This window comes from Streptomyces sp. NPDC045022 (assembly GCF_056432605.1).
Genome location: NZ_JBWKIR010000008.1, coordinates 288,905 through 312,675 on the forward strand (window position 1 = coordinate 288,905; position 23,771 = coordinate 312,675).

General features: G+C 71.3%; 21 protein-coding genes, 2 tRNA genes and 2 pseudogenes. 15 read left to right on the forward strand and 10 right to left on the reverse strand.

The genetic code is table 11. The features are described 5' to 3' along the window. The first annotated feature begins 135 nt into the window (after positions 1 to 135). The 4 genes from AC07C1_RS17505 (at position 136) to AC07C1_RS17520 (ending at position 4,014) form a co-directional block, all read left to right on the forward strand. Positions 136 to 732, forward strand: a complete 597-nt coding sequence (locus AC07C1_RS17505) for a M48 metallopeptidase family protein (protein WP_478939877.1) — start codon at positions 136 to 138, stop codon at positions 730 to 732. 143 nt (positions 733 to 875) lie between these two features. Continuing rightward, positions 876 to 2,549, forward strand: a complete 1,674-nt coding sequence (locus tag AC07C1_RS17510) for a TerD family protein (RefSeq protein ID WP_478939879.1) — start codon at positions 876 to 878, stop codon at positions 2,547 to 2,549. An 11-nt stretch (positions 2,550 to 2,560) separates the two neighbouring features. Then, complete coding sequence (locus tag AC07C1_RS17515; RefSeq protein ID WP_478939881.1) at positions 2,561 to 3,241, forward strand: AIM24 family protein; 681 nt, start codon at positions 2,561 to 2,563, stop codon at positions 3,239 to 3,241. A gap of 17 nt (positions 3,242 to 3,258) precedes the next feature. Further along, positions 3,259 to 4,014, forward strand: coding sequence for an AIM24 family protein (locus AC07C1_RS17520; protein WP_478939883.1), 756 nt, complete (start codon positions 3,259 to 3,261; stop codon positions 4,012 to 4,014). A gap of 67 nt (positions 4,015 to 4,081) precedes the next feature. On the opposite strand, the gene AC07C1_RS17525 is transcribed toward AC07C1_RS17520, so the two are convergent. Both AC07C1_RS17525 and AC07C1_RS17530 read right to left on the reverse strand, forming a co-directional pair. Then, on the reverse strand, positions 4,082 to 4,603 hold the full coding sequence (locus tag AC07C1_RS17525) for an NUDIX hydrolase (RefSeq protein WP_478939885.1): 522 nt from the start codon (positions 4,601 to 4,603) through the stop codon (positions 4,082 to 4,084). Continuing rightward, positions 4,600 to 6,042 (reverse strand): zinc-dependent metalloprotease, encoded by a 1,443-nt coding sequence (locus AC07C1_RS17530; RefSeq protein WP_478939886.1) that lies wholly within the window; start codon positions 6,040 to 6,042, stop codon positions 4,600 to 4,602. Before AC07C1_RS17530 ends, AC07C1_RS17525 begins: the two co-directional genes overlap by 4 nt. Before the next feature lie 191 nt (positions 6,043 to 6,233). On the opposite strand from AC07C1_RS17530, the gene AC07C1_RS17535 reads away from it, so the two are divergent. The 4 genes from AC07C1_RS17535 (at position 6,234) to AC07C1_RS17550 (ending at position 9,477) form a co-directional block, all read left to right on the forward strand. Next, positions 6,234 to 7,346, forward strand: coding sequence for an SDR family oxidoreductase (locus tag AC07C1_RS17535; RefSeq protein WP_478939888.1), 1,113 nt, complete (start codon positions 6,234 to 6,236; stop codon positions 7,344 to 7,346). A gap of 195 nt (positions 7,347 to 7,541) precedes the next feature. Further along, entirely contained in the window at positions 7,542 to 8,003 is a 462-nt protein-coding gene (locus AC07C1_RS17540) for a molybdenum cofactor biosynthesis protein MoaE (RefSeq protein ID WP_478939890.1), read from the forward strand. A 185-nt stretch (positions 8,004 to 8,188) separates the two neighbouring features. Continuing rightward, a complete protein-coding gene (locus AC07C1_RS17545) occupies positions 8,189 to 8,329 on the forward strand; it encodes a hypothetical protein (protein ID WP_478939956.1) in 141 nt (46 codons plus the stop codon). Between the two features lie 50 nt (positions 8,330 to 8,379). Further along, positions 8,380 to 9,477: a YlbL family protein gene (locus AC07C1_RS17550; RefSeq protein WP_478939892.1), complete on the forward strand. Its 1,098-nt coding sequence runs from the start codon at positions 8,380 to 8,382 to the stop codon at positions 9,475 to 9,477. A 118-nt stretch (positions 9,478 to 9,595) separates the two neighbouring features. Here AC07C1_RS17550 and AC07C1_RS17555 read toward each other — a convergent pair whose 3' ends face one another. Further along, positions 9,596 to 10,141: a PPA1309 family protein gene (locus AC07C1_RS17555; protein WP_478939893.1), complete on the reverse strand. Its 546-nt coding sequence runs from the start codon at positions 10,139 to 10,141 to the stop codon at positions 9,596 to 9,598. Positions 10,142 to 10,305: 164 nt separating this feature from the next. Here AC07C1_RS17555 and AC07C1_RS17560 point away from each other — a divergent pair, with 164 nt between their 5' ends. The 4 genes from AC07C1_RS17560 (at position 10,306) to AC07C1_RS17575 (ending at position 15,577) form a co-directional block, all read left to right on the forward strand. Beyond that, positions 10,306 to 13,251, forward strand: coding sequence for a UPF0182 family membrane protein (locus AC07C1_RS17560; protein ID WP_478939952.1), 2,946 nt, complete (start codon positions 10,306 to 10,308; stop codon positions 13,249 to 13,251). Between the two features lie 41 nt (positions 13,252 to 13,292). Beyond that, positions 13,293 to 13,366 (forward strand) — tRNA-Met (locus AC07C1_RS17565). A 206-nt stretch (positions 13,367 to 13,572) separates the two neighbouring features. Continuing rightward, positions 13,573 to 15,393 carry a tetratricopeptide repeat protein gene (locus tag AC07C1_RS17570; RefSeq protein WP_478939894.1) on the forward strand — a complete coding sequence of 607 codons (1,821 nt, stop codon included), beginning with the start codon at positions 13,573 to 13,575 and terminating at the stop codon, positions 15,391 to 15,393. A gap of 110 nt (positions 15,394 to 15,503) precedes the next feature. After that, positions 15,504 to 15,577, forward strand: a tRNA-Met gene (locus AC07C1_RS17575). Positions 15,578 to 15,711: 134 nt separating this feature from the next. Here AC07C1_RS17575 and AC07C1_RS17580 read toward each other — a convergent pair. Next, entirely contained in the window at positions 15,712 to 16,128 is a 417-nt protein-coding gene (locus AC07C1_RS17580; protein ID WP_478939896.1) for a Fur family transcriptional regulator, read from the reverse strand. Positions 16,129 to 16,273: 145 nt separating this feature from the next. On the opposite strand from AC07C1_RS17580, the gene AC07C1_RS17585 reads away from it, so the two are divergent. Continuing rightward, positions 16,274 to 17,728 (forward strand): catalase, encoded by a 1,455-nt coding sequence (locus tag AC07C1_RS17585; protein ID WP_478939898.1) that lies wholly within the window; start codon positions 16,274 to 16,276, stop codon positions 17,726 to 17,728. Between the two features lie 67 nt (positions 17,729 to 17,795). On the opposite strand, the gene AC07C1_RS17590 is transcribed toward AC07C1_RS17585, so the two are convergent. Both AC07C1_RS17590 and hisN read right to left on the reverse strand, forming a co-directional pair. Beyond that, entirely contained in the window at positions 17,796 to 18,191 is a 396-nt protein-coding gene (locus AC07C1_RS17590; protein WP_478939900.1) for a CBS domain-containing protein, read from the reverse strand. Positions 18,192 to 18,364: 173 nt separating this feature from the next. Continuing rightward, on the reverse strand, positions 18,365 to 19,186 hold the full coding sequence (hisN, locus tag AC07C1_RS17595; protein ID WP_478939901.1) for a histidinol-phosphatase: 822 nt from the start codon (positions 19,184 to 19,186) through the stop codon (positions 18,365 to 18,367). A 257-nt stretch (positions 19,187 to 19,443) separates the two neighbouring features. Here hisN and AC07C1_RS17600 point away from each other — a divergent pair. Together AC07C1_RS17600 and AC07C1_RS17605 are read left to right on the forward strand one after the other, a co-directional pair. Continuing rightward, a pseudogene (locus tag AC07C1_RS17600) lies at positions 19,444 to 19,911 on the forward strand (TetR/AcrR family transcriptional regulator); the annotation flags it as partial. 321 nt (positions 19,912 to 20,232) lie between these two features. After that, positions 20,233 to 20,358 (forward strand): annotated as a pseudogene (locus AC07C1_RS17605) (TetR family transcriptional regulator); the annotation flags it as partial. Positions 20,359 to 20,495: 137 nt separating this feature from the next. Here the strand turns inward: AC07C1_RS17605 and AC07C1_RS17610 are convergent. The 4 genes from AC07C1_RS17610 to aroA form a co-directional block, all read right to left on the reverse strand. Next, positions 20,496 to 20,798, reverse strand: a complete 303-nt coding sequence (locus AC07C1_RS17610) for a hypothetical protein (RefSeq protein ID WP_478939903.1) — start codon at positions 20,796 to 20,798, stop codon at positions 20,496 to 20,498. 208 nt (positions 20,799 to 21,006) lie between these two features. After that, positions 21,007 to 21,330 carry a DMT family transporter gene (locus AC07C1_RS17615; protein WP_014674883.1) on the reverse strand — a complete coding sequence of 108 codons (324 nt, stop codon included), beginning with the start codon at positions 21,328 to 21,330 and terminating at the stop codon, positions 21,007 to 21,009. Positions 21,331 to 21,414: 84 nt separating this feature from the next. Further along, a complete protein-coding gene (gene rsgA, locus AC07C1_RS17620; RefSeq protein ID WP_478939905.1) occupies positions 21,415 to 22,425 on the reverse strand; it encodes a ribosome small subunit-dependent GTPase A in 1,011 nt (336 codons plus the stop codon). 9 nt (positions 22,426 to 22,434) lie between these two features. Next, positions 22,435 to 23,751, reverse strand: coding sequence for a 3-phosphoshikimate 1-carboxyvinyltransferase (gene aroA, locus AC07C1_RS17625; RefSeq protein ID WP_478939906.1), 1,317 nt, complete (start codon positions 23,749 to 23,751; stop codon positions 22,435 to 22,437). Positions 23,752 to 23,771 lie beyond the last annotated feature (20 nt).

Genomic DNA, 23,771 nt, shown 5'->3' on the forward strand with positions numbered 1-23,771 from the left:
TACCGGCCAGTCGGGAGGAAATGGTGCAAAACGGATCTACGGATCGGTCCTACGAATCAAACGCATGGTGGGGGATCGGCATCGAACCGCCCCGGAGCCGGGACTTTGCCCACGCACAGCGGGTAACGTCGGGGCGTGTCCGCCGACCCACTGCACCGCGCCGGAAACCCACAGCGCAGCACGACGAACCAGCCGCCCAGCGGCTCGAGGGTGAGCGCGATCGAGGTCCGCAGGAGTGCCCGGCGCCGCCGGACGGTCTCCGCGTACCGCGAGGGCGACCGCACCGTCGTGCTGATCCCCGCCCGGATGTCGAAGGCGGAGGAGCAGCGCTGGGTGACCGTCATGCTCGACAAACTCGCCGCCCAGGAGAGCAAGCGGCTGCTGGGCGACGCCGAGCTGTCCGAGCGCGCCGAGCGGTTGTCGTCCCAGTACTTCGGCGGCCGGGCCCGGCCCGCCTCCGTGCGGTGGGTCAGCAACCAGAACACCCGTTGGGGTTCGTGCACCCCCGCCGAGGGCAGCATCCGGCTCTCGCACCGCCTGCAGGGCATGCCGGAGTACGTCGTCGACTACGTGCTCTGCCATGAACTGGCGCATCTGCTGGTCCCCGGTCACGGACCCGACTTCTGGCGGCTGCTGGACGCCTATCCGCGCACCGAGCGGGCCCGCGGCTACCTCGAGGGCGTGGTCGCCGCCGGACGGCTGCCGCACGTGTCCGACACCCGGGGGGAGTGAGCGTCCCCGCCGGCCCTGGTGAGCGGTCGGACGCGGTTGTGTACCGGGTCTGTACCGACCAGGCCCGGCCGGGGCCGATGTCGGCCATTGCGGTTAGCCTGGCGCGACGCACTCGCATTCGGGATGGGGGACGGTCGTAACGCATGGCCAGGGAATTCCAACGCGGCCACAAGGCCAGGATCAGTGACCTCACGGTGGGCACGGATCTGTACGTAGGCGTGCAGATCTCCGCCCCCGGACTGACCTTCGACATCAGCTGCTTCGGTCTGGACGCCGACGAGCGGCTGTCGGACGACCGGTACTTCATCTTCTTCAACCAGCCGAAGTCCCCGGAGGAGTCCGTCCAGCTGCTGGGTGCCCAGGCGGGCGACACGGAGTCGTTCCGCGTCACGCTCGACCGGATCCCGTCGCAGATCCGCAAGCTGTCCTTCACGGCGACCATCGACGGCGCCGGCCAGATGTCGCAGATCGCTCCCGGATATCTGCGCATCGTGGCGGGCGGCGAGGAGGTCGCCCGGTACTCCTTCAGCGGCTCGGAGTTCTCCACCGAGCGGGCCGTGATGCTCGGCGACTTCTACTTCAAGGACGGCTGGCGGTTCGCCGCCGTGGGCCAGGGCTTCGACGGCGGCCTGGACGCGCTGCTGAAGAACTTCGGCGGCGAGGTGCTGGAGGAGGAGGCGCCCGCCGCCCCGCAGCAGCCGCAGTCCGGCGCCACGCCCGGCTTCGCCCCGCCCGCCCAGACCGGTGCGCCGCCCGCGTTCGGCGCCCCGGCCGCCCCCGCGCCCGCCCCGGCCCCCGCGCCCGCTCCGGCCCCCGTGCCGCAGCCCGCCCCGCAGGGCTTCGCGCCGCCGCCCGGCCACACCCCGCACCCGGCGCCCGCGTCGAACGTGCACGCCGCGCCGACGGTCATCGCTCCCCTGACCCCGCCCGTCGGCGGCACCGTCCCGCCCCCGCCCCCGGCGCCCGCGCCCTACGGCCAGCCGCCGCAGCAGCCGTCGTACGGCGGCCGGCCCGGCGCGCCGATGCCCCCCGGATACGGCCAGCAGCCACCCCCCTACGGCGGCGCGCCCACCGCGCCCATGCCCCCGGGCTATGGTCAGGTCCCCGGCCAGCAGGCCGCCCCCTATGGAGTGCCACAGGGCGCCCCCCAGGGTGGCGCCGGTGTGACGGCGGCGCTCCAGACGTTCAAGGAGACGCCCACCGGGCAGCGCTGGACGCAGCAGAACAAGAAGCTCATCCGCGTCGACCTCGGCATCGGCGGCCAGCCGGTGCTGGCCCGGCAGGGCAGCATGGTGCTCTACCAGGGCAAGGTCGACTTCAGCTACAAGGGCGCGGGCTTCGCCGGCCGGATCGTCGGCAACGCGACCGGCCAGGAGATGCAGCTGATGCGCTGCACCGGCCAGGGCCAGGTGTTCCTCGCCGAGAACTCCACCCACCTGCACCCCGTCGAACTGCAGGGCGACGCGATCTGCGTCTCCGCGGAGAACGTCCTCGCCTTCGACGAGGGCCTGCAGTACGAGGTCCGCCGCGTCGAGGGACACGGCATCCCCGGCGGCGCGCTGTTCACGATGCAGTTCCAGGGCACCGGCACGATCGTCGTCAAGACGCACGGCACGCCCGTCGTGCTGCCGGTGACGCCGACGACGTTCGCCGACTGCAACGCGGTGGTCGCCTGGTCGGCCGCCTCCCAGGTGATCGTCTCCAGCCAGGTCCGGATGCGCCGCAACGCCTACCCGGGCGACACCGGGGAGAGCGTCAACCTGCAGTTCCGGGGCGCGCCCGGCAACTTCATCGTCGTCCAGCCGTACGAGGTCTGAGGGAGCCCGTCATGAACCAGCCGCTCGCGGGCTACGCCCCCGCACCCGTCACCGCCCGCATGGAGAACCACGGCAACCACATGCTGAAGGTCGCCATGCAGACCGGGAACGACCTCCTCGCGCGCGTGGGGTCGATGGTCGCCTACGAAGGCTTCATCCAGTACGAGCCCAACCCGCCGGCCGTCCGGCAGATCGCCCGCGACTGGGTCACCGGTGAGGGCGCTCCGCTGATGAAGTGCTCCGGTGACGGCCTGCTCTACCTCGCCGACTACGGCGCCGACGTCGTCGTGATCAACCTCAACGGCGACGGCATCTCCGTCAACGCCACCAACCTGCTCGCCTTCGACGCGCACCTCAGCTGGGGCGTGGAGCGCGTCAAGGGACTCGCGAAGTTCGCCGGGCAGGGGCTGTGGAACACGAAGATCTCCGGACAGGGCTGGGTCGCGCTGACCTCCCGGGGCAAGCCCATCGTCGTCGACTGCGGCGGCGGCGAGGACGAGACGTACGTCGACCCGGACGCACTCGTCGCCTGGTCCCCGAACCTGAAGGTGAAGGGCAAGCGCAGCTTCAAGGCGCAGTCGCTGATCGGCCGGGGCAGTGGCGAGGCCTACCAGATGGCCTTCTCCGGCCAGGGCATCGTCGTCGTCCAGCCCAGCGAGGACAGCACCGACCGCCTTCGGTTCCGGGGCTGAGGGGGAGCCAGAACATCATGCAGAGCCCGCTTTTCGCCTACAACGACCAGCAGACCCAGGAGCGCTGGAGCCTGCAGAACAAGCAGATGCTCCGCGTCGCCCTGGAGGGCCACGACGACATCCTCGCCCGCAAGGGCACCATGGTCGCCTACCAGGGCCTGGTCGAGTTCGACGCCGAGTACCGCAGCAACAACCAGGCACGCGCGCGTGCGCACACCGGCGAGGGCCTGGACCTGATGCGCTGCCACGGGCAGGGCACCGTCTACCTCGCCAACCTCGCCCAGCATGTGCACGTCATGGACGTCGAGCAGGACGGGCTGACCGTCGACAGCAGCTACGTCCTCGCCATGGACTCCTCGCTGCACCACGAGGTCATCGCCGTCGACAGCCTCTACGGCATCTCCGGGTCCGGTAAGTACCAGCTCAACATCACCGGACGCGGCAAGGTCGCCCTGATGACCTCGGGCGCGCCGCTGCTGATGCAGGTCACGCCCGACAAGTACGTCAACTGCGACGCCGACGCGATCGTCGCCTGGTCCACCGGGCTGCGCGTGCAGATGCAGGCCCAGACCCACTCCTCCGGAGTGTGGCGCAGGCGCGGCAGCACCGGTGAGGGCTGGGAGCTGAGCTTCATGGGCTCCGGATTCGCGCTGGTGCAGCCCAGCGAGCTGCTGCCGCCGCAGCACGCCCAGATAGGCCAGGGCCTCGCCGCGCAGTTCGGCGTGGGTCAGCAGGGGGCGCGCGGTCAGAACCAGGGCAACGTCTGGAGCTGACCGTCCGGACAGCAGACGTAAGGGGCGACCGCCCGTGCGGTCGCCCCTTACCCGTTCAGGTTCCCGTTCAGAGCCGGGCGCGGGTCGCGTCGAGCAGCCGTACGACGGACTCGTCGGCCACGCCCGCCACCTCGTCGTAGGCGAACCAGCGCACGTCCAGCGACTCGTCGCTGACCGCGTGCTCGGCGTCGTGCGGGGCCAGCACCGCGTACTGGACGTCGTAGTGCCGGTGGCACGGGGGCGGGATCGGATGCCGGTCCAGGCGCACCGGGCCGCCGGGCAGCAGCGTCAGCCCGGTGATGCCGGACTCCTCGGTCGCCTCACGCAGGGCAGCCGCTTCCAGGCCGAGGTCGCCCGGCTCGCAGTGGCCGCCCATCTGCAGCCACATCCGCAGCTTCCTGTGCAGGGTGAGCAGCACCCGGCCGCGCTCGGGGTCGATCACCAGGGCGCTCGCCGTGATGTGGCCGGCGTGGCAGGCCTTCCACACGCCGTCCGGGTGCGCCGCCAGGTGGTCCAGGTAGGCCTGGCGCAGCTCTTCCTGGCCCTCGTACCCCTTGAGAACGAGGACCGTGTCGTCATGCAGACTCACTCCCTGTCGTCGCCCTCGGCCTCGTCGTCCTTCTTGCGCAGGTCGGGCTGGCCCTGGGAGCCGCCCGCCGCCTCGCCGAGCATCTTGTCCAGCTCTGAGAAGTCCAGCTGCTCACGGTGGACGAAACCGTCCGGGTCGTCCAGGTCGGTCGCGGTCGGCAGCATGTCCGGGTGGTGCCACAGGGCGTCCCGGCCGTCGACGCCGCGCGCGTCCGTGAGCGAGGCCCAGAGGCGGGAGGCGTCACGCAGCCTGCGCGGGCGCAGTTCCAGGCCGATCAGCGTGGCGAACGTCTGCTCCGCCGGGCCGCCGGTCGCGCGGCGCCGGCGCAGGGTCTCCCGCAGGGCGTCGGCGGACGACAGACGCGGCTTCGCGGCCGCGTGGACCACCGCATCCACCCAGCCCTCGACGAGTGCCAGAGCGGTCTCCAGGCGGGCCAGCGCGGCCTTCTGCTCGGGCGTGTCCTCCGGCTGGAACATGCCCTGCTGCAGCGCGTCCTGCAGCTGCTCGGGGTTCTGCGGGTCGAACTGGCCGACGACGTCCTCGAGCTTGGCCGTGTCGACCTTGATCCCGCGCGCGTAGCCGTCGACCGCGCCGAACAGGTGGGAGCGCAGCCACGGCACGTGCGCGAACAGGCGCTGGTGCGCGGCCTCGCGCAGGGCCAGGTAGAGCCGCACCTCTTCCTGCGGGACGCCGAGGTCCTTGCCGAAGGCCTCGACGTTCGCCGGGAGCAGGGCGGCCTTCCGGGCCGGCCCCAGCGGCAGGCCGATGTCCGTGGAGCCGACGACCTCGCCCGCGAGCACGCCGACGGCCTGGCCGATCTGGGTGCCGAACATGGCGCCGCCCATCGAGCGCATCATGCCGATCAGCGGGCCCGCCATGGCCTGCATCTCCTCCGGCAGGACATCGCCCATGGCCGCGCCGACCCGCTCCGCGACCGGGTCGACCAGCTCCTGCCACGCGGGCAGGGTCGCCTCGACCCACTCCGCGCGGGACCAGGCCACCGCCGAGGCGGAGCCCGACGGCAGGGACGTCGCGTCGTCCAGCCACAGGTCGGCCAGGCGGACGGCCTCCTCGACCGCCTTGCGCTCGGCCGGGCCCACACTGGCGTCCTTCGTGCCGTCCGGGGCGCCCTGGGCGACCGTCTGGCGGGCGATCTGCTTGGCCATGTCCCAGTTCACCGGGCCGCCCTCGTAGGAGAGCATCTGGCCCAGCTGCTGGAACGCGGCGCCCAGGTCGGTGGGGTTCAGCGAACCGAACATGGCTGCGAGCGGATTGTCGGCGCCGGGGCCGCCAAAGCCCCCGGCTCCGGGCAGGCCGCCGAAACCGAACGGGTTGGCCGGTCCCTGCCCACCGCCGCTCTCCTGGTCCTTCTTCTTGCCCTCGTCGCCGTCTTCCGGCTCCTCCGGCGGAAGGCCGAATCCGAATGGGGTGTCACTCACGGGATTCCTCGGCTGGTAAGGCCACCGGTTCTCTCCGGCGGCGCGGCTGCCCGACGTCACCACCCAGCGTAGACACCCGGACCCGATCGGGCCTCGGTGCTTCGCCCACGGAAGGCCTGCGGCAGGATGGATGCACCTGGTACGCACGCGTCACTCGCGCTCGTACTGAAGACAACCGCTGGAGACGCCCGGTGAGTTCCCCAGATCCGCAGGTTCGCGCAGCGCGAAACCTCTCCACCCCTCCCGCCGTGCGCGGGCCCGTCGTCGCGGTCACCGGCGCCGCCACCGGGGTCGGCGCCCTGCTCACCGAGCGGCTCGCCGCCTCCGCGGAGATCAAGCAGGTCATCGCCATCGACGAGCGGCGCGGGGAGTGTGCCGACGCCCAGTGGCACATCCTCGACGTGCGCGACCCGGCGATCGCGGACAAGCTGCGGGGCGCGGACGTGGTCGTGCACCTCGCGCTCGACCTCGACCTGGAGACCGATCCGGCGGCCCGGACGGCTTACAACGTCCGGGGGACGCAGACCGTGCTGACGGCCGCGGCGGCGGCCGGAGTGCACCGGGCCGTGCTGTGCACCTCGGCGATGGTCTACGGGGCGCTGCCGGACAACGAGCTGCCCCTCTCGGAGGACGCCGAGCTGCGCGCGACGGCCGAGGCCACGGGCGTGGGCGACCTGCTGGAGATCGAGCGGCTGGCGCGGCGGGCTCCTCGGGCCCACCCGGGGCTGAACGTCACCGTCGTGCGGCCGGCCGTCCTGGTCGGGGGTACCGACACCGCGCTGACCCGGTACTTCGAGTCACCGCGGCTGCTGGTGGTGGCCGGGTCGCGGCCCGCCTGGCAGTTCTGCCACGTCGAGGACCTCTGCGCTGCTCTGGAGTACGCCGTTCTGGAGAAGGTCGAGGGGGAACTGGCCGTCGGCTGCGACGGGTGGCTGGAGCAGGAGGAGGTCGAGGAGCTGACCGGGATCCGGCGGATGGAGCTGCCGTCCGCGGTGGCGCTCGGCGCGGCGGCCCGGCTGCACCGGATCGGGCTCACGCCGTCTCCGGCGGGCGATCTGGCCTACACGATGTACCCCTGGGTGGTCAGCGGGAGCCGGCTGCACGACGCCGGGTGGCGGCCGAAGTGGACCAACGAGGAAGTGCTCGCCGAACTGCTGGAGGAGGTCTCGGGGCGGCACACCGTCGCCGGGCGGCGGCTGGGGCGGAAGGACGCGACGGCCGCGGGGGCGGCCGGGGCGACGGTGGCCCTGCTGGGCGCGGCGGCGGTCGTACGGCGGGCCCGGAAGGCGCGTCGGCGCGTGTGAGGCGCCCGGTGCCGCGGCCGGGCGGGCGGGGTGTCGCCTGCCCGCGCCGGCGAGGTGCCGCTGCGCCCGCCCGTGCCGTCCCGAGCGGCACGACCGCCCGCCCCCGGCCGCTGTAGAAGACTCCAAGCGGCCCCGCGCGCGTGCCTGGTGAAAGTCGTATTCCTGGATGTCGCAGGCGTGCGGCACGATGGGGGTATGGCACACACGAACGAGCACCCCGGTGAGCAGGCGGCTCAGGATCCCATCAGGCTGATCGGCATCCGGGAGACCGCGCTCTCCGTCGACGAGGTGTTCCAGGCCGTCGGGGAGGAGGCGGCCGGCGGTATCGCGCTGTTCGTGGGGACCGTGCGGAGCCACGACGGGGGCGCCGACGTGGACGCGCTCGGGTATTCGTGCCATCCGAGTGCCGAGGCCGAGATGCGGCGGATCGCCGAGAAGGTCGTCGCGGACCATCCGGTGCGCGCGCTGGCCGCCGTCCACCGAGTGGGGGAGCTGCGGGTCGGGGACCTCGCCGTCGTCGTCGCCGTCGCCTGTCCGCACCGCGCGGACGCCTTCGACGCCTGCCGCAAGCTGATCGACGACCTCAAGCACGAAGTGCCCATCTGGAAGCACCAGAAGTTCTCCGACGGGACCGAGGAGTGGGTCGGCGCCTGCTGACGCCGACCGATCGTCACCTGCCGACTCCCGTCACGTTCGGCGCACACTTCCCTCGGGTTGCGTAACCGGCACCCTCGCGTGAGCGTTGTCAGTGCGGATGGTTAATCTGCTGATCAGTCAGTTGCGGACGCTCATGGGGTTGGGAGGTCGGCATGGCGGCGCTTGCCTGGTTGCTGATTCCGCTCGTGGCTGCGATAGCTGCCGGACTGTGGGGCAGTTGGGCCAGCCGGACCCGCAGGGCGCGCAGTGACGGTCCCGAGCTGGACGGGTACGCCCGATTCCGCGCGGCCATGGAGAAGTCCGACTCGGGTGCGCGCGGCGCGTGACGTGGGTGCCCTGACGGTGGGCTGACAGAGGCGTCCCGTACTGTCGTGCCATGCCACGCCGCACCGCGACGATGCTCGCCTCCACCCTGATGCTGATCGCGCTCCTGTGCGCGGGAGTGCTCATCCCCGTGCCGTACGCGGAGATGTCTCCCGGCCCGACCGTGAACACGCTGGGGGAGCACGACGGCGAGCCGGTGCTGCAGATCTCCGGGCACAAGACCTACCCGGCGGACGGTCACCTGAACATGACCACCGTCCGGGTGACCAGCGCGGACTTCCGCATGAACCTGGTGGAAGCCGTCTACGGCTGGCTGGCGCACGACAGCAAGATCGTCCCGCACGACACGCTCTACCCGGACGGCAAGACGGAGGAGCAGTCCACCCAGGAGAACGCCGAGGAGTTCAGCCAGTCCCAGGAGAGCGCCAAGGTCGCCGCCTTGAAGAAACTGGGCATCCCGGTGAAGTCCTGGGTGATCGTCTCCACCGTCGTCAAGAACTCCCCGGCCGAGGGCAGGCTGCACGCCGGCGACGTGATCAAGGCCGTGGACGGCACGGCCGTCAAGCAGCCGGCCGACGTCGCCAAGCTGGTGACCAAGCACAAGCCGGGACAGGACGTCGTCTTCACCGTCGTCCCCGCCAAGGAGCAGGCCGCCGCCGAGAAGGCGAACAAGGCGGCGACCAGGACGCAGAAAGTGACGATCACGACCGCGACCTCCGACGACAGCGGCGCCAAGCGGGCCATCGTCGGGATCTCCGCCGGGACCGACCACACCTTCCCGTTCACCATCGACATCAAGCTCGCCGACGTCGGCGGCCCCAGCGCCGGCCTGATGTTCGCCCTCGGCATCTACGACAAGCTCACCGCGGGCGACCTCACCGGCGGCAAGTTCGTCGCCGGCACCGGAACCATCGACGACAACGGCACCGTCGGGCCGATCGGCGGCGTCGAGATGAAGACCGTCGGCGCGCGCAGCATGGGCGCCCGGTACTTCCTGACGCCGGCCGACAACTGCGCGGCGGCCGCCAAGGACACCCCGAGCGGCCTCACCCTGGTCAGGGTCAAGACGATCGGGGACGCCCTCGACGCGCTGAAGGACATCCGCGCCGGGAACACGGCGGCGCTGCCCAAGTGCACTGCCAAGGGCTGAGCGAAGTGCACTGCCAAGGGCTGCTGAGCGGCCCGTGCCACGGCTGCTGAGCGGCGCGTGACACGGCTGGGGGCGCCCCGCAGGACTGGGGCGCCCCCATCGCCGTACCGTCAGGACGTCAGTCCGCGAACGTCGCGGACAGGGCCTCCGCGAGGCCCGGCACCAGGTCCGGGCCGGTCAGGACCTCCGTCGGGGAGTCCTTCTCGCGCAGCCGCAGTGCCGACTCACGGCTGCCGTCGCGGAGCACGGCGACCGTCATGCGGACCTCCTGGCGCTCGGGGTGCTCGGCCACCCACCTGGCCAGCTTGGCCTCGCTCAGATTCTGCGGGACCTGCGCCTCGGCCGACGGCGGCAGCATCAGGCGCTCCACCGTGAGCGCGCAGCCGGCCACCGCGTCGGGCCAGGCGATGGTGCCGAGGAACTCGTCCAGCGGGTTGCCGGACGGGATCTCGTCCTGCTCGATCGGGGTGAGAGCGGCGGTTTCGGAGGACACTTCCTCGAGGCCCAGCTGAGCCGCGAGCGAGGGTTCCTGGACCCGCAGCCGTGCGGTGTCTACGAGGGCGAAGAGGCGAGCGGGCTGGTCCCAGCCGAGGCCGGAGGCGTACTCGTCGATCTCGAGTACGGCCCGGGTGAGCGGGCTCGCTGCCATGGGAGTGTTGGACATGGTCACAATCCTGCCTCGTTCCCGGCCGGAATCGGGAACCGAGTAAACCGTGAGTAAGTTGCATAGGTGTGGGCCCGCGATCACGGGGGGCCACGGCGGGCCCGCGAACACGGGGGCCTGACGGATCGACAGCGAACTTCGAGGTGCGCACCTTGGCTTTCCAGATGCCGGACCGCGGCGGAGGCCCGACGGGGCCGCGGATCAGAGCGGGCCGCCCGTCCCGGCGCGTCCGGACCCTGCTCATGACACTGGGCGTCCTTGCCGTCCTCGGCATGGCGTTCACCATGTTCGCGGGCTTCTGGACGGACTGGCTCTGGTACCGGTCGGTGCATTACTCGTCCGTGTTCACCACCATGCTGTGGACCAAGATCGGGCTGTTCTTCGTCTTCGGTCTGCTGATGGCGTTGGCCGTCGGCGTCAACATCTGGCTCGCGCACCGGCTGCGGCCCCCGCTGAGCGCCATGTCCATGGAGCAGCAGAGCCTCGACCGGTACCGGATGGGCATCGCGCCGTACAAGAAGTGGCTGCTGCTCGCCGTGACCGCCCTCGTCGGGCTCATCGCCGGCGCCTCGGCGTCCAGCCAGTGGCGGACCTGGCTGATGTGGGTCAACGGCGTCCCCTTCCACCAGAAGGACCCGCAGTTCCATCTGGACGTCGCCTTCTACGCCTTCGATCTGCCCTGGTACCGCTTCCTGCTGGGCTTCGGTTTCGCCGCCGCCATCCTGTGCCTGATCGCCGCCGCGCTCACCCACTACCTGTACGGCGGGCTGCGCGTCACCAGCCCGGGCGCGCGTGCCACGGCCGCCGCAACCGGGCACCTGTCGGTGCTGCTCGGCATCTTCGTCGCCCTCAAGGCGGTCGCCTACTGGCTCGACCGGTACGGCCTCGCCGTCAAGTCCAGCGACTTCAAGGCGACCGGGAACTGGACGGGCCTGCGCTACGTCGACGCCAACGCCTACCTGCCGGCCAAGACGATCCTGTTCTGCATCGCCGTCATCTGCGCGCTGCTGTTCTTCGCCACCCTGTGGCGGCGCACCTGGCAGCTGCCGGTCATCGGCTTCGGCCTGATGGTCCTCTCGGCGATCCTGATCGGCGGCCTGTACCCGGCGATCGTCCAGAAGTTCCAGGTCCAGCCCAACGAGCAGGCCAAGGAAGCCCCGTACGTCCAGAAGAACCTCAAGGCGACCCGCGAGGCGTACGGCATCGACGACACCCAGGTCACCGAGTACGCGGGCAAGTCCACCACCTCGGACAAGACCAAGCTGCGCGACCAGGTCGACGACGCGGCCAGCATCCGCATCATGGACCCGAACATCGTCTCGCCGACGTTCCAGGTGCTTCAGCAGATGAAGAACTACTACGGGTTCCCGACCAACCTGGACGTCGACCGGTACGCCGCCAAGGACGGCAAGGACCAGGACACCGTCCTCGGTCTGCGGGAACTGAACCTGGACGGCATCCCGAAGAACAACTGGATCAACGACCACTTCCGCTACACGCACGGCTATGGCGTGGTCGCCGCCAAGGGCACCGAGGCCAACGCCAACGGCGAGCCGGTCTTCACCGAGTACGACCTGCCGTCGCAGGGCGACCTCGGCACGTACCAGCAGCGGGTCTACTACGGCGAGAAGACCACCACCTACTCCATCGTCGGCGGTCCCCAGAAGGAGATCGACTACTCCGACGACGACGGTGAGAAGACCACCAGTTACCGGGGCGGGAGCGGGGTCAACCTCGACAACCCGGTCAACCGGGCGGCGTACGCGGTGGCGTTCAACGAGCCGCAGATCCTGTACTCGGGTGCGATCGGCAAGGGCTCGCGGATCCTGTACAACCGCACGCCCAAGGAGCGCGTCGAGGCGGTCGCCCCCTGGCTGACCATCGACGGCGACGCCTACCCGGCGGTCGTGAACCACCGTATCCAGTGGATCGTCGACGCGTACACGACCACCAACGGCTACCCGTACGCGTCCCGTACGACCCTCGGGGACACGACGGCCGACTCGCTGACCGCGACGAACAACTCGCGGGCGGTGGTGGCCCAGCAGAACCAGGTCAACTACATCCGCAACTCGGTGAAGGCGACCGTCGACGCGTACACCGGCGACGTCAAGCTGTATGAGTGGGACACCAAGGACCCGGTGCTGAAGACCTGGATGAAGGCCTTCCCCGGCACGGTGGAGGCGAAGAGCGCCATCTCCCCGGACCTGATGAACCATCTGCGCTACCCGCAGGACCTGTTCAAGGTCCAGCGCGAGCTGCTCACCCGCTACCACGTGACGGACGCGCAGACGTTCCTCACCGGCAGCGAGGTGTGGCAGGTGCCGGACGACCCGACCAACAAGTCGGGCAACGCGGTGCCGCCGTACTACCTGAGCATGAGGATGCCCGACCAGGCCAAGCAGGCGTTCTCTCTCTCGACGACGTTCACGCCCAACGGCCGGTACAACCTGAGTGGGTTCATGTCGGTCGACGCCGAGGCCGGCAGCAGCGACTACGGCAAGATCAGAATCCTGAAACTGCCGACCCGTACGACGGTCGACGGGCCCAAACAGGTCCAGAGCCAGTTCAACTCCGAACAGGACATCGCCGCGGCGATCAAGCTCCTCAAGGGCGGTGACTCGGAGGTCGAGTACGGCAACCTGCTGACCGTGCCACTGGACGGGGGACTGCTCTACGTGGAGCCGGTCTACGTACGGGGTGGCGGACTCAAGTACCCGTTGTTGCGGAAGGTGTTGGTCACCTACGAGGGCAAGACCGCGTTCGAGAACACGCTCGGGGAGGCACTCGACAAGGTCTTCGGCGCGAAGGGTTCGACCACCACGCCACCGGACACCGGCACCACCAAGCCGCCCACGTCCACCAACCCGACCGTCCAACAGGCCCTGCAAGACGCCCAGAAGGCCTTCGACGCCGGGCAGGATGCCCTGAAGCAGCCGGACGGACCGGACTGGACCGCGTACGACAAGGCACAGAAGGACCTCAAGGACGCGCTCAAGCGGGCCGAGGAGGCCCAGGCCAAGGCCGGCAACGGCAAGAACGCCGACAAAACCACCGAAAAGGGCACAGACAGGGGCGCCGACAAGAGCAGCGACAAGAGCGGGAGTTGATCAAGTGCCCTCCGCGCCGTGGTACGGTTACCAGGCAACGGCGCGGGGTGGAGCAGCTCGGTAGCTCGCTGGGCTCATAACCCAGAGGTCGCAGGTTCAAATCCTGTCCCCGCTACTGCGATCGAAGGCCCGGATCCTCAAAGGATCCGGGCCTTCGTGGTGTGCGAACTCATGTCCGGAGGGGAGGGACGGCCGCGCCACCGTGGGGAGTTGGGGGGTTCTGTGTTTGACTTGTCTCTCTGTGGGCATGTCGACAAAACGCTCAAGTGACCTCATGGGCTGCGGTATACCGGGTATACCCAGGTTGCAGGTGGTGCGACGATGGACGTTATGGGGGACAAGGCAACTCTGTTCGGGACAGGGCGATTTGTGCAGCCTTCCGGCGAGGAGGCGTCCCACGACGAACGGGACGACATGGGGGAAGCCGCTGAGGAACTGCGCCTTCGGCTGGCCGCCGAGACCGGCGACGCCGAGGCCATGAGCGTCCTCGGAGCCATGCTGCTGCGCCGTGGCGACCTCGACGGAGCCGAATCCCACCTGCGGGCCGCCACCGCGGTCGGCGACCGGGCCGCCGCCAACAACCTGGGTGTCCTCCTGCATCAGCGCGGCTACGCCGAGGAGGCCGCCGGCTGGTGGCGGATCGCCGCCGTCGCCGGTTCCGCCGCCGCCGCGCACGCCCTGGGCCGCCACCACCGCGAACGCGGGGATGAGCCGGCCGCCGAGTACTGGCTGCGCCAGTCCGCCGAGCAGGGCCACGCCCTCGGCGCCTACGCGCTCGCCGACCTGCTGGAGCACCGTGGGGACGTCGGCGCCGAGCACTGGATGCGGGCCGCCGCCGAGTGTGGGCATCGCGAGGCCGCCTACCGGCTGGCGCGCGCGCTCGACCGCAAGGCCGGACACGAGGACGAGACCGTAGCCGACAACGCTGTCGAAGAGGCCGAGCAGTGGTACCGGCAGGCCGCCGCCCGCGGCCACCGGCGGGCCGCGCTGCACCTCGGGGCGATCCTGGAGAAGCGCGGCGAGCTGAAGGAGGCCGGGCGCTGGTACCTGACCTCCGCCAAGGACGGCGAGACGCGCGCCGCCTGTGCCCTCGGGTTCCTGCTGCGGGACGCCGGGGACACCGAGAGCGCGGCCGTGTGGTGGCTGCGCGCGGCCCAGGAGGGCGACGGCAACGCGGCCAACGCGCTCGGTGCCCTGCACGCCGAGCGCGGGGAGACCCAGACCGCCGAGCGCTGGTACCGGGCCGCGCTGGACGCCGGTGACGACAACGGGGCGTACAACCTGGGCCTGCTCTGCGCCGAGCAGGGGCGGACCGCGCAGGCCGAGCAGTGGTACCGGCGGGCCGCCTACGCCGGGCACCGGGAGGCGGCCAACGCGCTGGCCATCCTGCTGCTCCAGGGCGGCGACACGACCGGGGCCGAGCCGTGGTTCTCCAAGGCCGCCGAGGCCGGCAGCGTGGACGCCGCGTTCAACCTGGGCATCCTGTACGCCGGGCGGGACACCGCGCGCGACGCGGAGATGGCGCTGCGCTGGTACGAGCGGGCGGCAGCCGCCGGGCACACCGAGGCCGCTCTGCAGGTCGGGATCGCCCGGCTGCGCGAGGGGGACGAGCAGGAGGCCGAACGGCATCTGCGCTGTGCCGCCGGCGGCGGAAGCGCGGAGGCCGCATACCGGCTGGCCACCCTGCTCGACGCGCGGCGGCCGCCGGAGCCCGCGCACGAGCTGGGCGAGGTCGTGCACGAGAAGACCGAGTGCGAGGAGTGGTACGAGCGGGCCGCGTCCCAGGGGCACCGGCGGGCCCAGGTGCGGGTGGGCATGCTGGCCGCCGCCCGGGGTGACGTCGTGGAGGCGGCGCGCTGGTACCGGGCGGCGGCGGAGGCCGGGTCGCGCAACGGTGCCTTCAATCTGGGGCTGCTGCTGGCGCGCGAGGGGAGCGAGCCGGAGGCCGCCGTGTGGTGGACGCGGGCCGCCGACGCCGGGCACGGCCGGGCGGCCTTGCGGCTGGCCCTGGTCTACGCGCGTCGCGGAGAGCTGGCGGAGGGGCAGAGGTGGGCGGACCGGGCGGTCGCCCTGGGGCCGGAGGAGGTCGCCGAGCGCGCGGGGCGGTTGCGGGACGCGCTGCGGGAGGAACTGTCGGCGTGAGTGGTGGCTCGGTAAGCGGCGTGAGCGGTGGCTCGGTAAGCGGCGTGAGCGGTGGCTCGGTAAGGGATTTGCCTCCCGGCGCCTTCCTCACGTAGTGTCGTGTTCACCGACGCGGGGTGGAGCAGCTCGGTAGCTCGCTGGGCTCATAACCCAGAGGTCGCAGGTTCAAATCCTGTCCCCGCTACTGAAGCCGAGGGCCGGAATCCAGAAATGGGTTCCGGCCCTCGGTGTGTGTGCCGACGGCAACGGCATGCGTGAGGGCGTACGAGAGAGCCCCGGCACCTCGAAGGTGCCGGGGCTCTCTCGTGAAGTGAGGGGTTACGCGCTGACGCAGTTCGGGCAGAGACCGCGGTACGTCACCTCGACGTCCGACACCGTGAAGCCGAAGCGCTCGGAGTCGGGCAGGTCGGCGAGCGGGTTGCCCGTCGGGTGGACGTCGCGGATCGAGCCGCACTGGGCGCAGACCAGGTGATGGTGCGGCCGATGCGCGTTCGGGTCGTACCGCTTGGCGCGCTTGTCCGTGGTGACTTCCAGCACCTCGCCGAGGGAGACCAGCTCGCCCAGCGTGTTGTAGACGGTCGCCCGGGAGATCTCCGGCAGCTTCGCGACGGCCCGCGAGTGGACCTCGTCGGCCGTCAGATGGACGTGGTCGCCGTCGAGGACCTCGGCCACCACGCGTCGCTGCGCGGTCATCCGCCATCCGCGTCCACGCAGCCGTTCCAGAAGGTCGCTCATGGCTACCAGCCTAACAGCAGGGAGGACCAGGTTGGGAACAGGTGTGAGATTGGATCGACGTTTGACTTAGACAAAGTCTATTGTAGGATCAGGTACGGCTTTGGCCATGGGGCAGGATGAGTCACTGAGGACGCAGGAGGCGCACGTGACGCAGGGACCGCTCACCACGGAGGCCGGAGCCCCGGTCGCCGACAACCAGAACAGCGAGACCGCGGGCGTCGGCGGCCCGGTGCTCGTGCAGGACCAGCTGCTCCTGGAGAAGCTGGCCCACTTCAACCGTGAGCGCATCCCGGAGCGGGTGGTGCACGCCCGTGGCGCTGGCGCCTACGGCACCTTCACGGTGACCGCCGATGTCACGAAGTACACGCGCGCCGCGTTCCTCTCCGAGGCCGGCAAGGAGACCGAGGTCTTCCTGCGCTTCTCCACCGTGGCCGGCAACCTGGGCGCGGCGGACGCCGTCCGCGACCCGCGCGGCTTCGCGCTGAAGTTCTACACCGAGGAGGGCAACTACGACCTCGTCGGCAACAACACCCCGGTGTTCTTCATCCGGGACGCGATCAATTTCCCGGACTTCATCCACACCCAGAAGCGCGACCCGTACACGGGCTCCACGGAGGCCGACAACGTCTGGGACTTCTGGAGCCTGAGCCCCGAGAGCACCCACCAGGTGACCTGGCTCTTCGGCGACCGCGGCATCCCGGCCTCGTACCGTCACATGGACGGCTTCGGCTCGCACGCCTTCCAGTGGAACAACGCGGCCGGCGAGGTCTTCTGGGTCAAGTACCACTTCAAGACCGACCAGGGGATCAAGAACCTCACCGCCGAGGAGGCCGAGGTCCTCGCGGGCAGGGACCCCGACTCGCACCAGCGTGACCTGCGTGAGGCGATCGAGCGCGGCGAGTTCCCGAGCTGGACCGTGGGTGTGCAGATCATGCCGGCGACGGACGCGGCGACGTACCGCTTCAATCCGTTCGACCTGACCAAGGTGTGGCCGCACGCGGACTACCCGGTCGTCGAGATCGGCAAGCTGGAGCTGAACCGCAACCCGCGGAACGTCTTCGCCGAGGTCGAGCAGTCGATCTTCAGCCCCGCGCACTTCGTGCCGGGCATCGGCCCCTCGCCCGACAAGATGCTGCAGGGCCGGCTCTTCGCGTACGGCGACGCGCACCGCTACCGCGTCGGCATCAACGCCGACCATCTGCCGGTGAACCGCCCGCACGCCACCGAGGCGCGCACCAACTCCCGTGACGGCCGGCTCTACGACGGCCGCCACGGCGCCGCGAAGAACTACGAGCCGAACAGCTTCGGCGGTCCGCGGCAGACCGGCCGCCCGCTGTGGCAGCCGTTCGACGGGTTCACCGCGGGCACCGGCGGTCACCCGACGCCGTCGCACGCCGAGGACGACGACTTCGTGCAGGCGGGCAACCTCTACCGGCTGATGACGGAGGAGGAGAAGGAGCGCCTGATCGCCAACCTCGCGGGTGCCGTCTCGCAGGTCTCGCGCGAGGACATCGTCGAGCGCGCGATCGGCAACTTCCGCAATGCCGACGCCGGCTTCGGCAAGCGGCTGGAGGCGGCGGTGCAGGAGCTGCGCGGCTGAACCGGCCGCCTTCACGGCCGGGCGGGCCGGACCCCCAGGTGCTCGGGGTCCGGCCCGCTTCGCGTGCTCAGGGCACCGGGGTGGGTTCGGGCGCCGGGATCCAGCAGCGGATGATGTCGCGTACCGAGACGATGCCGGCCACGTCGCCGCCGTCGAGGACGACCAGGTGCCGGAAGCCGCCGTGGCTCATGGCGCGGGCCGCCTCCTGAAGGGTCCAGGTCGGGGTGGCGAAGACGACGTGGGTGGTGGTGTGGGCGTGGGTGTGTTCGGTGTCCGGGTTCTGGCCGAGGCCGACGGAGTTGAGGATGTCGCGTTCGGTGAGGATGCCGATGCCGCCGGCGTCCGGGTCGAGGACCACGGCGGCGCCGACGCGGCGGGCGGACATCAGGGCGGCTGCCTGGCGGAGGGTGTGGGCGGGGCCGACGGTGAGGATCACCGTGCTCATGGCGTCACGGACGAGCATGGATGGGGCCACCTCCTGGGAGTCCCTGCCGTTGTGCAGCCCGGCGCCGGAGGCGCCCGTTCGGCACTGCACAAGTTCACAAGCGGGGGTGGGCCCAGAGTGCCAGGTAAAGGGAGGGTCAACAAGAGGGCGCGCGACGCCAGTTGAGGGCGTGCGTGGGTTTCTCCCGTGGCTCAGTGGCGCCGGTCGAGATACCCCAGCAACTCGTCGTGCAGCAGGCCGTTGGACGCGGCGGCGTTGCCGCTGTGCGGGCCCGGGCGGCCGTCGAGGCCGGTGAAGCTGCCACCCGCCTCCGTGACGACGATCGCGTTGGCGGCCATGTCCCACAGGGACAGCTCCGGCTCGGCGCAGATGTCGACGGAGCCCTCGGCGACCATCATGTACGGCCAGAAGTCGCCGTACGCGCGCGTGCGCCACACCTGGCGGGTCAGGTCCAGGAAGCCGTCGAGACGGCCGCGCTCCTCCCAGCCGGAGAGGGAGGAGTACGCGAACGAGGCGTCCGCGAGCGTGCCGACGCCGGAGACGTGGATGCGGGTCGCGGAGGTCAGGCTGCGGCCGGTGAAGGCGCCGTGGCCCTTCGCGGCCCACCAGCGCCGCCCGAGGGCGGGTGCGGAGACGACGCCGACGACGGGCTGGAAGCCGCTCTCGCCTTCGCCCTGGCCCCCACCGTCCGCTTCCATGAGGGCGATGAGGGTGGCCCAGACGGGGACACCGCGGACGTAGTTCTTGGTGCCGTCGATCGGGTCGATCACCCAGCGGCGGGGACCGGTGCCCTCGATGCCGTACTCCTCGCCGAGGATCGCGTCCCTCGGCCGGGCGCGCTGGAGGTGGCCGCGGATGATTTCTTCCGCGGCCTTGTCCGCTTCGCTCACCGGGGTCATGTCCGGCTTCGTCTCCACCTTGAGGTCGAGGGCCTTGAAGCGGTCCATGGTGGCGGCGTCGGCGGCGTCCGCGAGGACGTGGGCGAGGCGCAGGTCGTCGAGGTAGTCCGGCATGTGACGAACGGTATCTGCCGGGCGGGTACGGGGGCCAACAGGGGCGAGGGTGGCCGGGGTGCCGGGGGAGCGCCCCGAAAGGGCGCGGAGAGCCGCGCGACCGGCCGCGACGCGCCTGCGGCCGGCGTACGGCCCGCGGTCCGACGGCGGTCACCGCCGACGGCCGAAGCTCGCCCCCGTACCACCGCGAACCCTTGACAGTGCATACAAGCGCGTCAAATCTGGGCACAAGAATCGCTCCGCCCCAGGGAGGCGAGATGCCTGCTGCCCGGGAATCGCTACTGGACGCCGCCCGTACGGCCCTCGCGCGCCGGGCGTGGTCCGCGGTGCGGATGGTCGACGTGGCCGCGGCGGCCGGGGTGTCCCGGCAGACCCTGTACAACGAGTTCGGCAGCAAGGACGGGCTGGCCCGGGCCCTGGTCCGGCGGGAGGCCGACGGCTATCTCGCCGGGGTGGAACGGGCGCTCGGCAGTTCCGCCGAGGCCGGGGAGCGGCTCACCGCCGCCGCCGAGTGGACGGCCGCCGCCGCGCGGGACAACGCGCTGGTCCGGGCCATGCTCACCGGCTCCTGGAGCGAGCGGTTGCCGGCGCCGCCGCTCGTCGGGGTGCCGTCCTCCTCCGCGGTGCCCGCGCAGCGCCGGGCCGACGGCCCGCTGCCGACGCCCGGCGACTTCGTGCGGATCGTACGGGACCGCGCGCTGACCGCGCTGACCGGCCCTGGCACCATCCCGGCGGCCCCGGCGGTGACCGCTGTCCCGATGCCCACCGCGGCGACCCCGGCGGGCACCGCTGTCCCGATGCCCACCTCCGCTCCGGCAGGCACTACTGACCCGGAAAGCATCGTCGCCCCGGAAGCCCCCGTAGCCACGCCGGCCCCGACGGGCACCGGTGCGCGCGCAACCCCCACTGCCGCGGCGCGCACCACCGTCGCCCCGACAGCCACCTCGGCCCCGGCAGCCACCTCGGCCCCGGCCACCTCGGCCCCGGCAGCCACCGCCACCCCTGCTGACACCTCCGCCCCGTCAGCCACCTCCGCCCCGATAGCCACCGCCGAGCTGGCGCTCTCCTGCGAGCTGGTCGTACGCCTCGCGCTGTCCTGTGTGGCGGCGCCGCCGAGGGAGGGCGGGATGGCCGAGCTGGTGCAGGCGGTGCTCCCGCGGCAGCCGGTGTGACGCGCTTCCAGGCGCGACTCCTCCTCCGGCCTGCCCGTCCTCGCCGTACTCCTTCTTCGGCCGGCCCCCTTCGTGTGGTCGGCGTCCCCCGCTACGACGGCTGCCGGTGCCGCGGACGGTGCTGTGGCCCGACACCGTCAGGACTCGTACGGACGGCCCCGGAAGTACACGGCCCTGTACGGCCGGGGACGGTCACCACGCTCGTGCGCGGCATCGGAGCGGTCGGCGGGAGCCGAACACAGGGACAGCGCGCGCAGCCTGTCCAGACCGGCCAGCACCTCGGCACGCCGACCGGACTCCTTCATCCAGCGGGGCAGCCGCGCGAACATCGCCCTGGTCGGACGCGTGCCGCCGCGCTCGCGCAACGCGGCGCCGACATAGGCCGCCAGCGCCTCGACGTGCTCCTCGTTGCAGGCGCCCAGCCGGCCACGGCGCCGCACCCCGCGCAGGCCAGTCGCCGGGGCTGGAACAGGAGTTCACTGAGGTATTCGGGCGCCGGGAGCCCGGGCCGGGGAGTGACGTGCGCGCGGCCACCGCAGCGGGGACAGACCACCAGCACGCGGCCGGCGAACTCGGCCAGCAGGCGCCCGGGATCGCGGTGCCGGGACGAATCGCCACGCCCCTCGGATCCCATGCCGGTGTCCCGGCCTAGTGGGCGGAGCCGGACAGCTGCAGGCCGATCACGCCGACGATGACCAAGCTGATGGAGACGATCTTCAGGGTGGACACCAGGTCACCGAGGAAGACCATGCCGTAGATCGCGGTACCGGCCGCGCCGATCCCGGTCCACACGGCGTAGGCGGGGCCGACGTCGAGCTTCCGCAGCGAGAGGGTCAGCAGGCCGAAGCTGCCGAGCGCGAACGAGGCGAACGCGATCGTCGGCCACAGACGGGTGAACCCGTGCGAGAGTTTCAGGCACACGGCGAAACCGGTCTCCAGAATCCCGGCCACTATGACCAGCAGCCACGCCATGCGCTGTCCTCCCGTTGGTCCGGATCTCCGGCTGGGTGCGATTATGCACTTGCCGGACTCCCACCCGGGCAAACAACGCGGTGCTCAGTCGCCTTCCGTGCGCTCCCGCGTGGCCAGCAGCCGGCGCAGGGAGTACAGCCGTGCCGGGTCCGCGTGACCCTTCTCGACCCACGCGTCCAGCGCGCAGTCCGGCTCGTCGTGACTGCACGCGCGCGGGCAGCCCTCCGTGCCCGGCTTCAGGTCCGGGAAGGCGTGGATCACCCGGGACGGGTTCACATGGTGCAGTCCGAAGGAACGCACCCCCGGGGTGTCGACGACCCAGCCGGCGCCGCCCGCCAGCGGCAGCGCGAGCGCCGAGGTGGTGGTGTGCCGGCCGCGTCCCGTCACCGCGTTCACATGACCCGTCGAACGCCGCTGGTCCTCCGGGACCAGCGCGTTGACCAGGGTGGTCTTGCCCACGCCGGAATGTCCGACGAACGCCGTGACCCTGCCGTCCAGCTGCTCGCACACCCGGGCCACCGCGGAGCCGTTCTCCAGCTCCTCGCGGCTGGTGACGACATACGGGATGTCCAGGGCGCCGTACAGCTCCAGCAGTTTGTCCGGCGGGGCCAGGTCCGACTTGGTCATCACCAGCAGCGGCTCCAGACCGCCGTCGAAGGCGGCGACCAGGCAGCGGTCGATCAGCCGCGGGCGCGGCTCGGGGTCGGCCAGGGCCGTGACGATCGCCAGCTGGTCGGCGTTGGCGACGACCACCCGCTCGAACGGATCGTCGTCGTCGGCCGTGCGCCGCAGCACGGACGTGCGCTCGCCGATGCGCACGATCCGCGCGAGCGTGTCCTTGTTGCCGGACAGATCGCCCACCAGGGCCACCCGGTCGCCGACGACGGCCGCCTTGCGGCCCAGCTCACGGGCCTTCATCGCCATGACGACCCGGTCCTCGACCAGGCAGGTCAGCCGTCCCCGGTCGACGGTGAGGACCATGCCCTCGGCCGCGTCCTCGTGCTTGGGCCGGATGTTCGTACGCGGCCGGTTGCCCTTGCGGTTGGGACGGCTGCGGATGTCGTCCTCGTCGGTGTGCTTGCCGTAGCGGCGCATGACGTGTCCCTACTGCCCGAGCATCCCGGTCCACAGCTCGGGGAAGTCCGGCAGGGTCTTCGCCGTCGTCGCCACGTTCTCGATCCGCACGCCCTCGACCGCCAGGCCGATGATCGCGCCGGCGGTCGCCATGCGGTGGTCCTCGTAGGTGTGGAAGGTGCCGCCGTGCAACGGGCGCGGGCGGATGTGCAGGCCGTCGGCCGTCTCGGTCACGTCACCGCCGAGTTCGTTGATCTCCTTGGTGAGCGCGGCCAGCCGGTCCGTCTCGTGCAGCCGCAGATGGGCCACGCCCCGCAGGGTCGAGGGGGAGTCGGCGAGTGCAGCGACCGCCGCGATGCCGGGGGTCAGCTCGCCGACGTCGCTCAGGTCGACGTCGATGCCGTGGAGGGCACCCGAGCCGGTGAACACCAGCCCGTAGTCGCTGAGTTCGCAGGAACCGCCCATCTCGGTGAAGATCTCCCGCAGCCGGTCACCCGGCTGAGTGGTGTGGGCCGGCCAGTCCGGGATCAGCACCTTGCCGCCCGTGACCAGGGCCGCCGCCAGGAACGGCTGCGCGTTCGACAGGTCCGGCTCGATCGTCAGGTCACGGCCGAGCAGCGCGCCCGGCGTCACCCGCCACACGTTCGGCTCGCCACCCGACTCCGGGGTGTCCACCTGGGCGCCGACCGCGCGCAGCATGTCCACCGTCATCCGGATGTGTGGCATGGAGGGCAGGGTCGCGCCGGTGTGCCGCACCTCGACACCCTGGTTGAAGCGGGGCCCCGACAGCAACAGCGCCGAGACGAACTGGGAGGACGAGGAGGCGTCGACCGACACCGGTCCGCCGTCCAGGGCCCCGCCGCCGTGCACGGTCAGCGGCAGCGCGCCCCGCCCGTCGTCGTCGATCCGGGCGCCGAGCACGCGCAGCGCGTCGATCACGCCGTTCAGGGGGCGCTCGTAGGAACGCGGGTCCCCGTCGAAGCGGATCGGGCCGTCGGCGAGGGCGGCCACCGGGGGCAGGAAACGCATGACGGTGCCGGCGTTGCCGACGTCGACCGTGGCCGGGCCGCGCAGGTCGGTGGGCAGCACCCGCCAGGCCTCGCCGGTGCCGTCGGGGCCGACCCCCTCCTCGATCTCCACGCCCATGGCCCTGAGCGCCCCGGCCATCAGCAACGTGTCGCGGGAGCGCAGCGGGCGGCGCAGCCAGCCGGGCTCGGAGGCCAGGGCGGCGAGGACGAGGGCGCGGTTGGTGACCGACTTGGACCCCGGCACGTGGACCGTCGCGTCGACGGCTCCGCTCGCGTGCGGGGCGGGCCAGAGGGCGGTAGGGGCGGTGTTCGGGGCCATGGGGCCACTGTATAAGGAGG

Excerpts from the sequence above, each read along its gene's own strand:
- AC07C1_RS17515 (WP_478939881.1), top strand. The coding sequence starts at position 2,561 with ATGAACCAGCCGCTCGCGGGCTACGCCCCCGCACCCGTCACCGCCCGC.
- AC07C1_RS17560 (WP_478939952.1), top strand. The coding sequence starts at position 10,306 with ATGCCGGACCGCGGCGGAGGCCCGACGGGGCCGCGGATCAGAGCGGGC.
- AC07C1_RS17555 (WP_478939893.1), bottom strand. The coding sequence starts at position 10,141 with ATGTCCAACACTCCCATGGCAGCGAGCCCGCTCACCCGGGCCGTACTC.
- rsgA (WP_478939905.1), bottom strand. The coding sequence starts at position 22,425 with ATGCGCCGCTACGGCAAGCACACCGACGAGGACGACATCCGCAGCCGT.
- AC07C1_RS17615 (WP_014674883.1), bottom strand. The coding sequence starts at position 21,330 with ATGGCGTGGCTGCTGGTCATAGTGGCCGGGATTCTGGAGACCGGTTTC.
- hisN (WP_478939901.1), bottom strand. The coding sequence starts at position 19,186 with ATGCCGGACTACCTCGACGACCTGCGCCTCGCCCACGTCCTCGCGGAC.
- AC07C1_RS17550 (WP_478939892.1), top strand. The coding sequence starts at position 8,380 with ATGCCACGCCGCACCGCGACGATGCTCGCCTCCACCCTGATGCTGATC.
- AC07C1_RS17570 (WP_478939894.1), top strand. The coding sequence starts at position 13,573 with ATGGACGTTATGGGGGACAAGGCAACTCTGTTCGGGACAGGGCGATTT.
- AC07C1_RS17590 (WP_478939900.1), bottom strand. The coding sequence starts at position 18,191 with ATGCTCGTCCGTGACGCCATGAGCACGGTGATCCTCACCGTCGGCCCC.
- AC07C1_RS17510 (WP_478939879.1), top strand. The coding sequence starts at position 876 with ATGGCCAGGGAATTCCAACGCGGCCACAAGGCCAGGATCAGTGACCTC.
- AC07C1_RS17580 (WP_478939896.1), bottom strand. The coding sequence starts at position 16,128 with ATGAGCGACCTTCTGGAACGGCTGCGTGGACGCGGATGGCGGATGACC.
- aroA (WP_478939906.1), bottom strand. The coding sequence starts at position 23,751 with ATGGCCCCGAACACCGCCCCTACCGCCCTCTGGCCCGCCCCGCACGCG.
- AC07C1_RS17540 (WP_478939890.1), top strand. The coding sequence starts at position 7,542 with ATGGCACACACGAACGAGCACCCCGGTGAGCAGGCGGCTCAGGATCCC.
- AC07C1_RS17520 (WP_478939883.1), top strand. The coding sequence starts at position 3,259 with ATGCAGAGCCCGCTTTTCGCCTACAACGACCAGCAGACCCAGGAGCGC.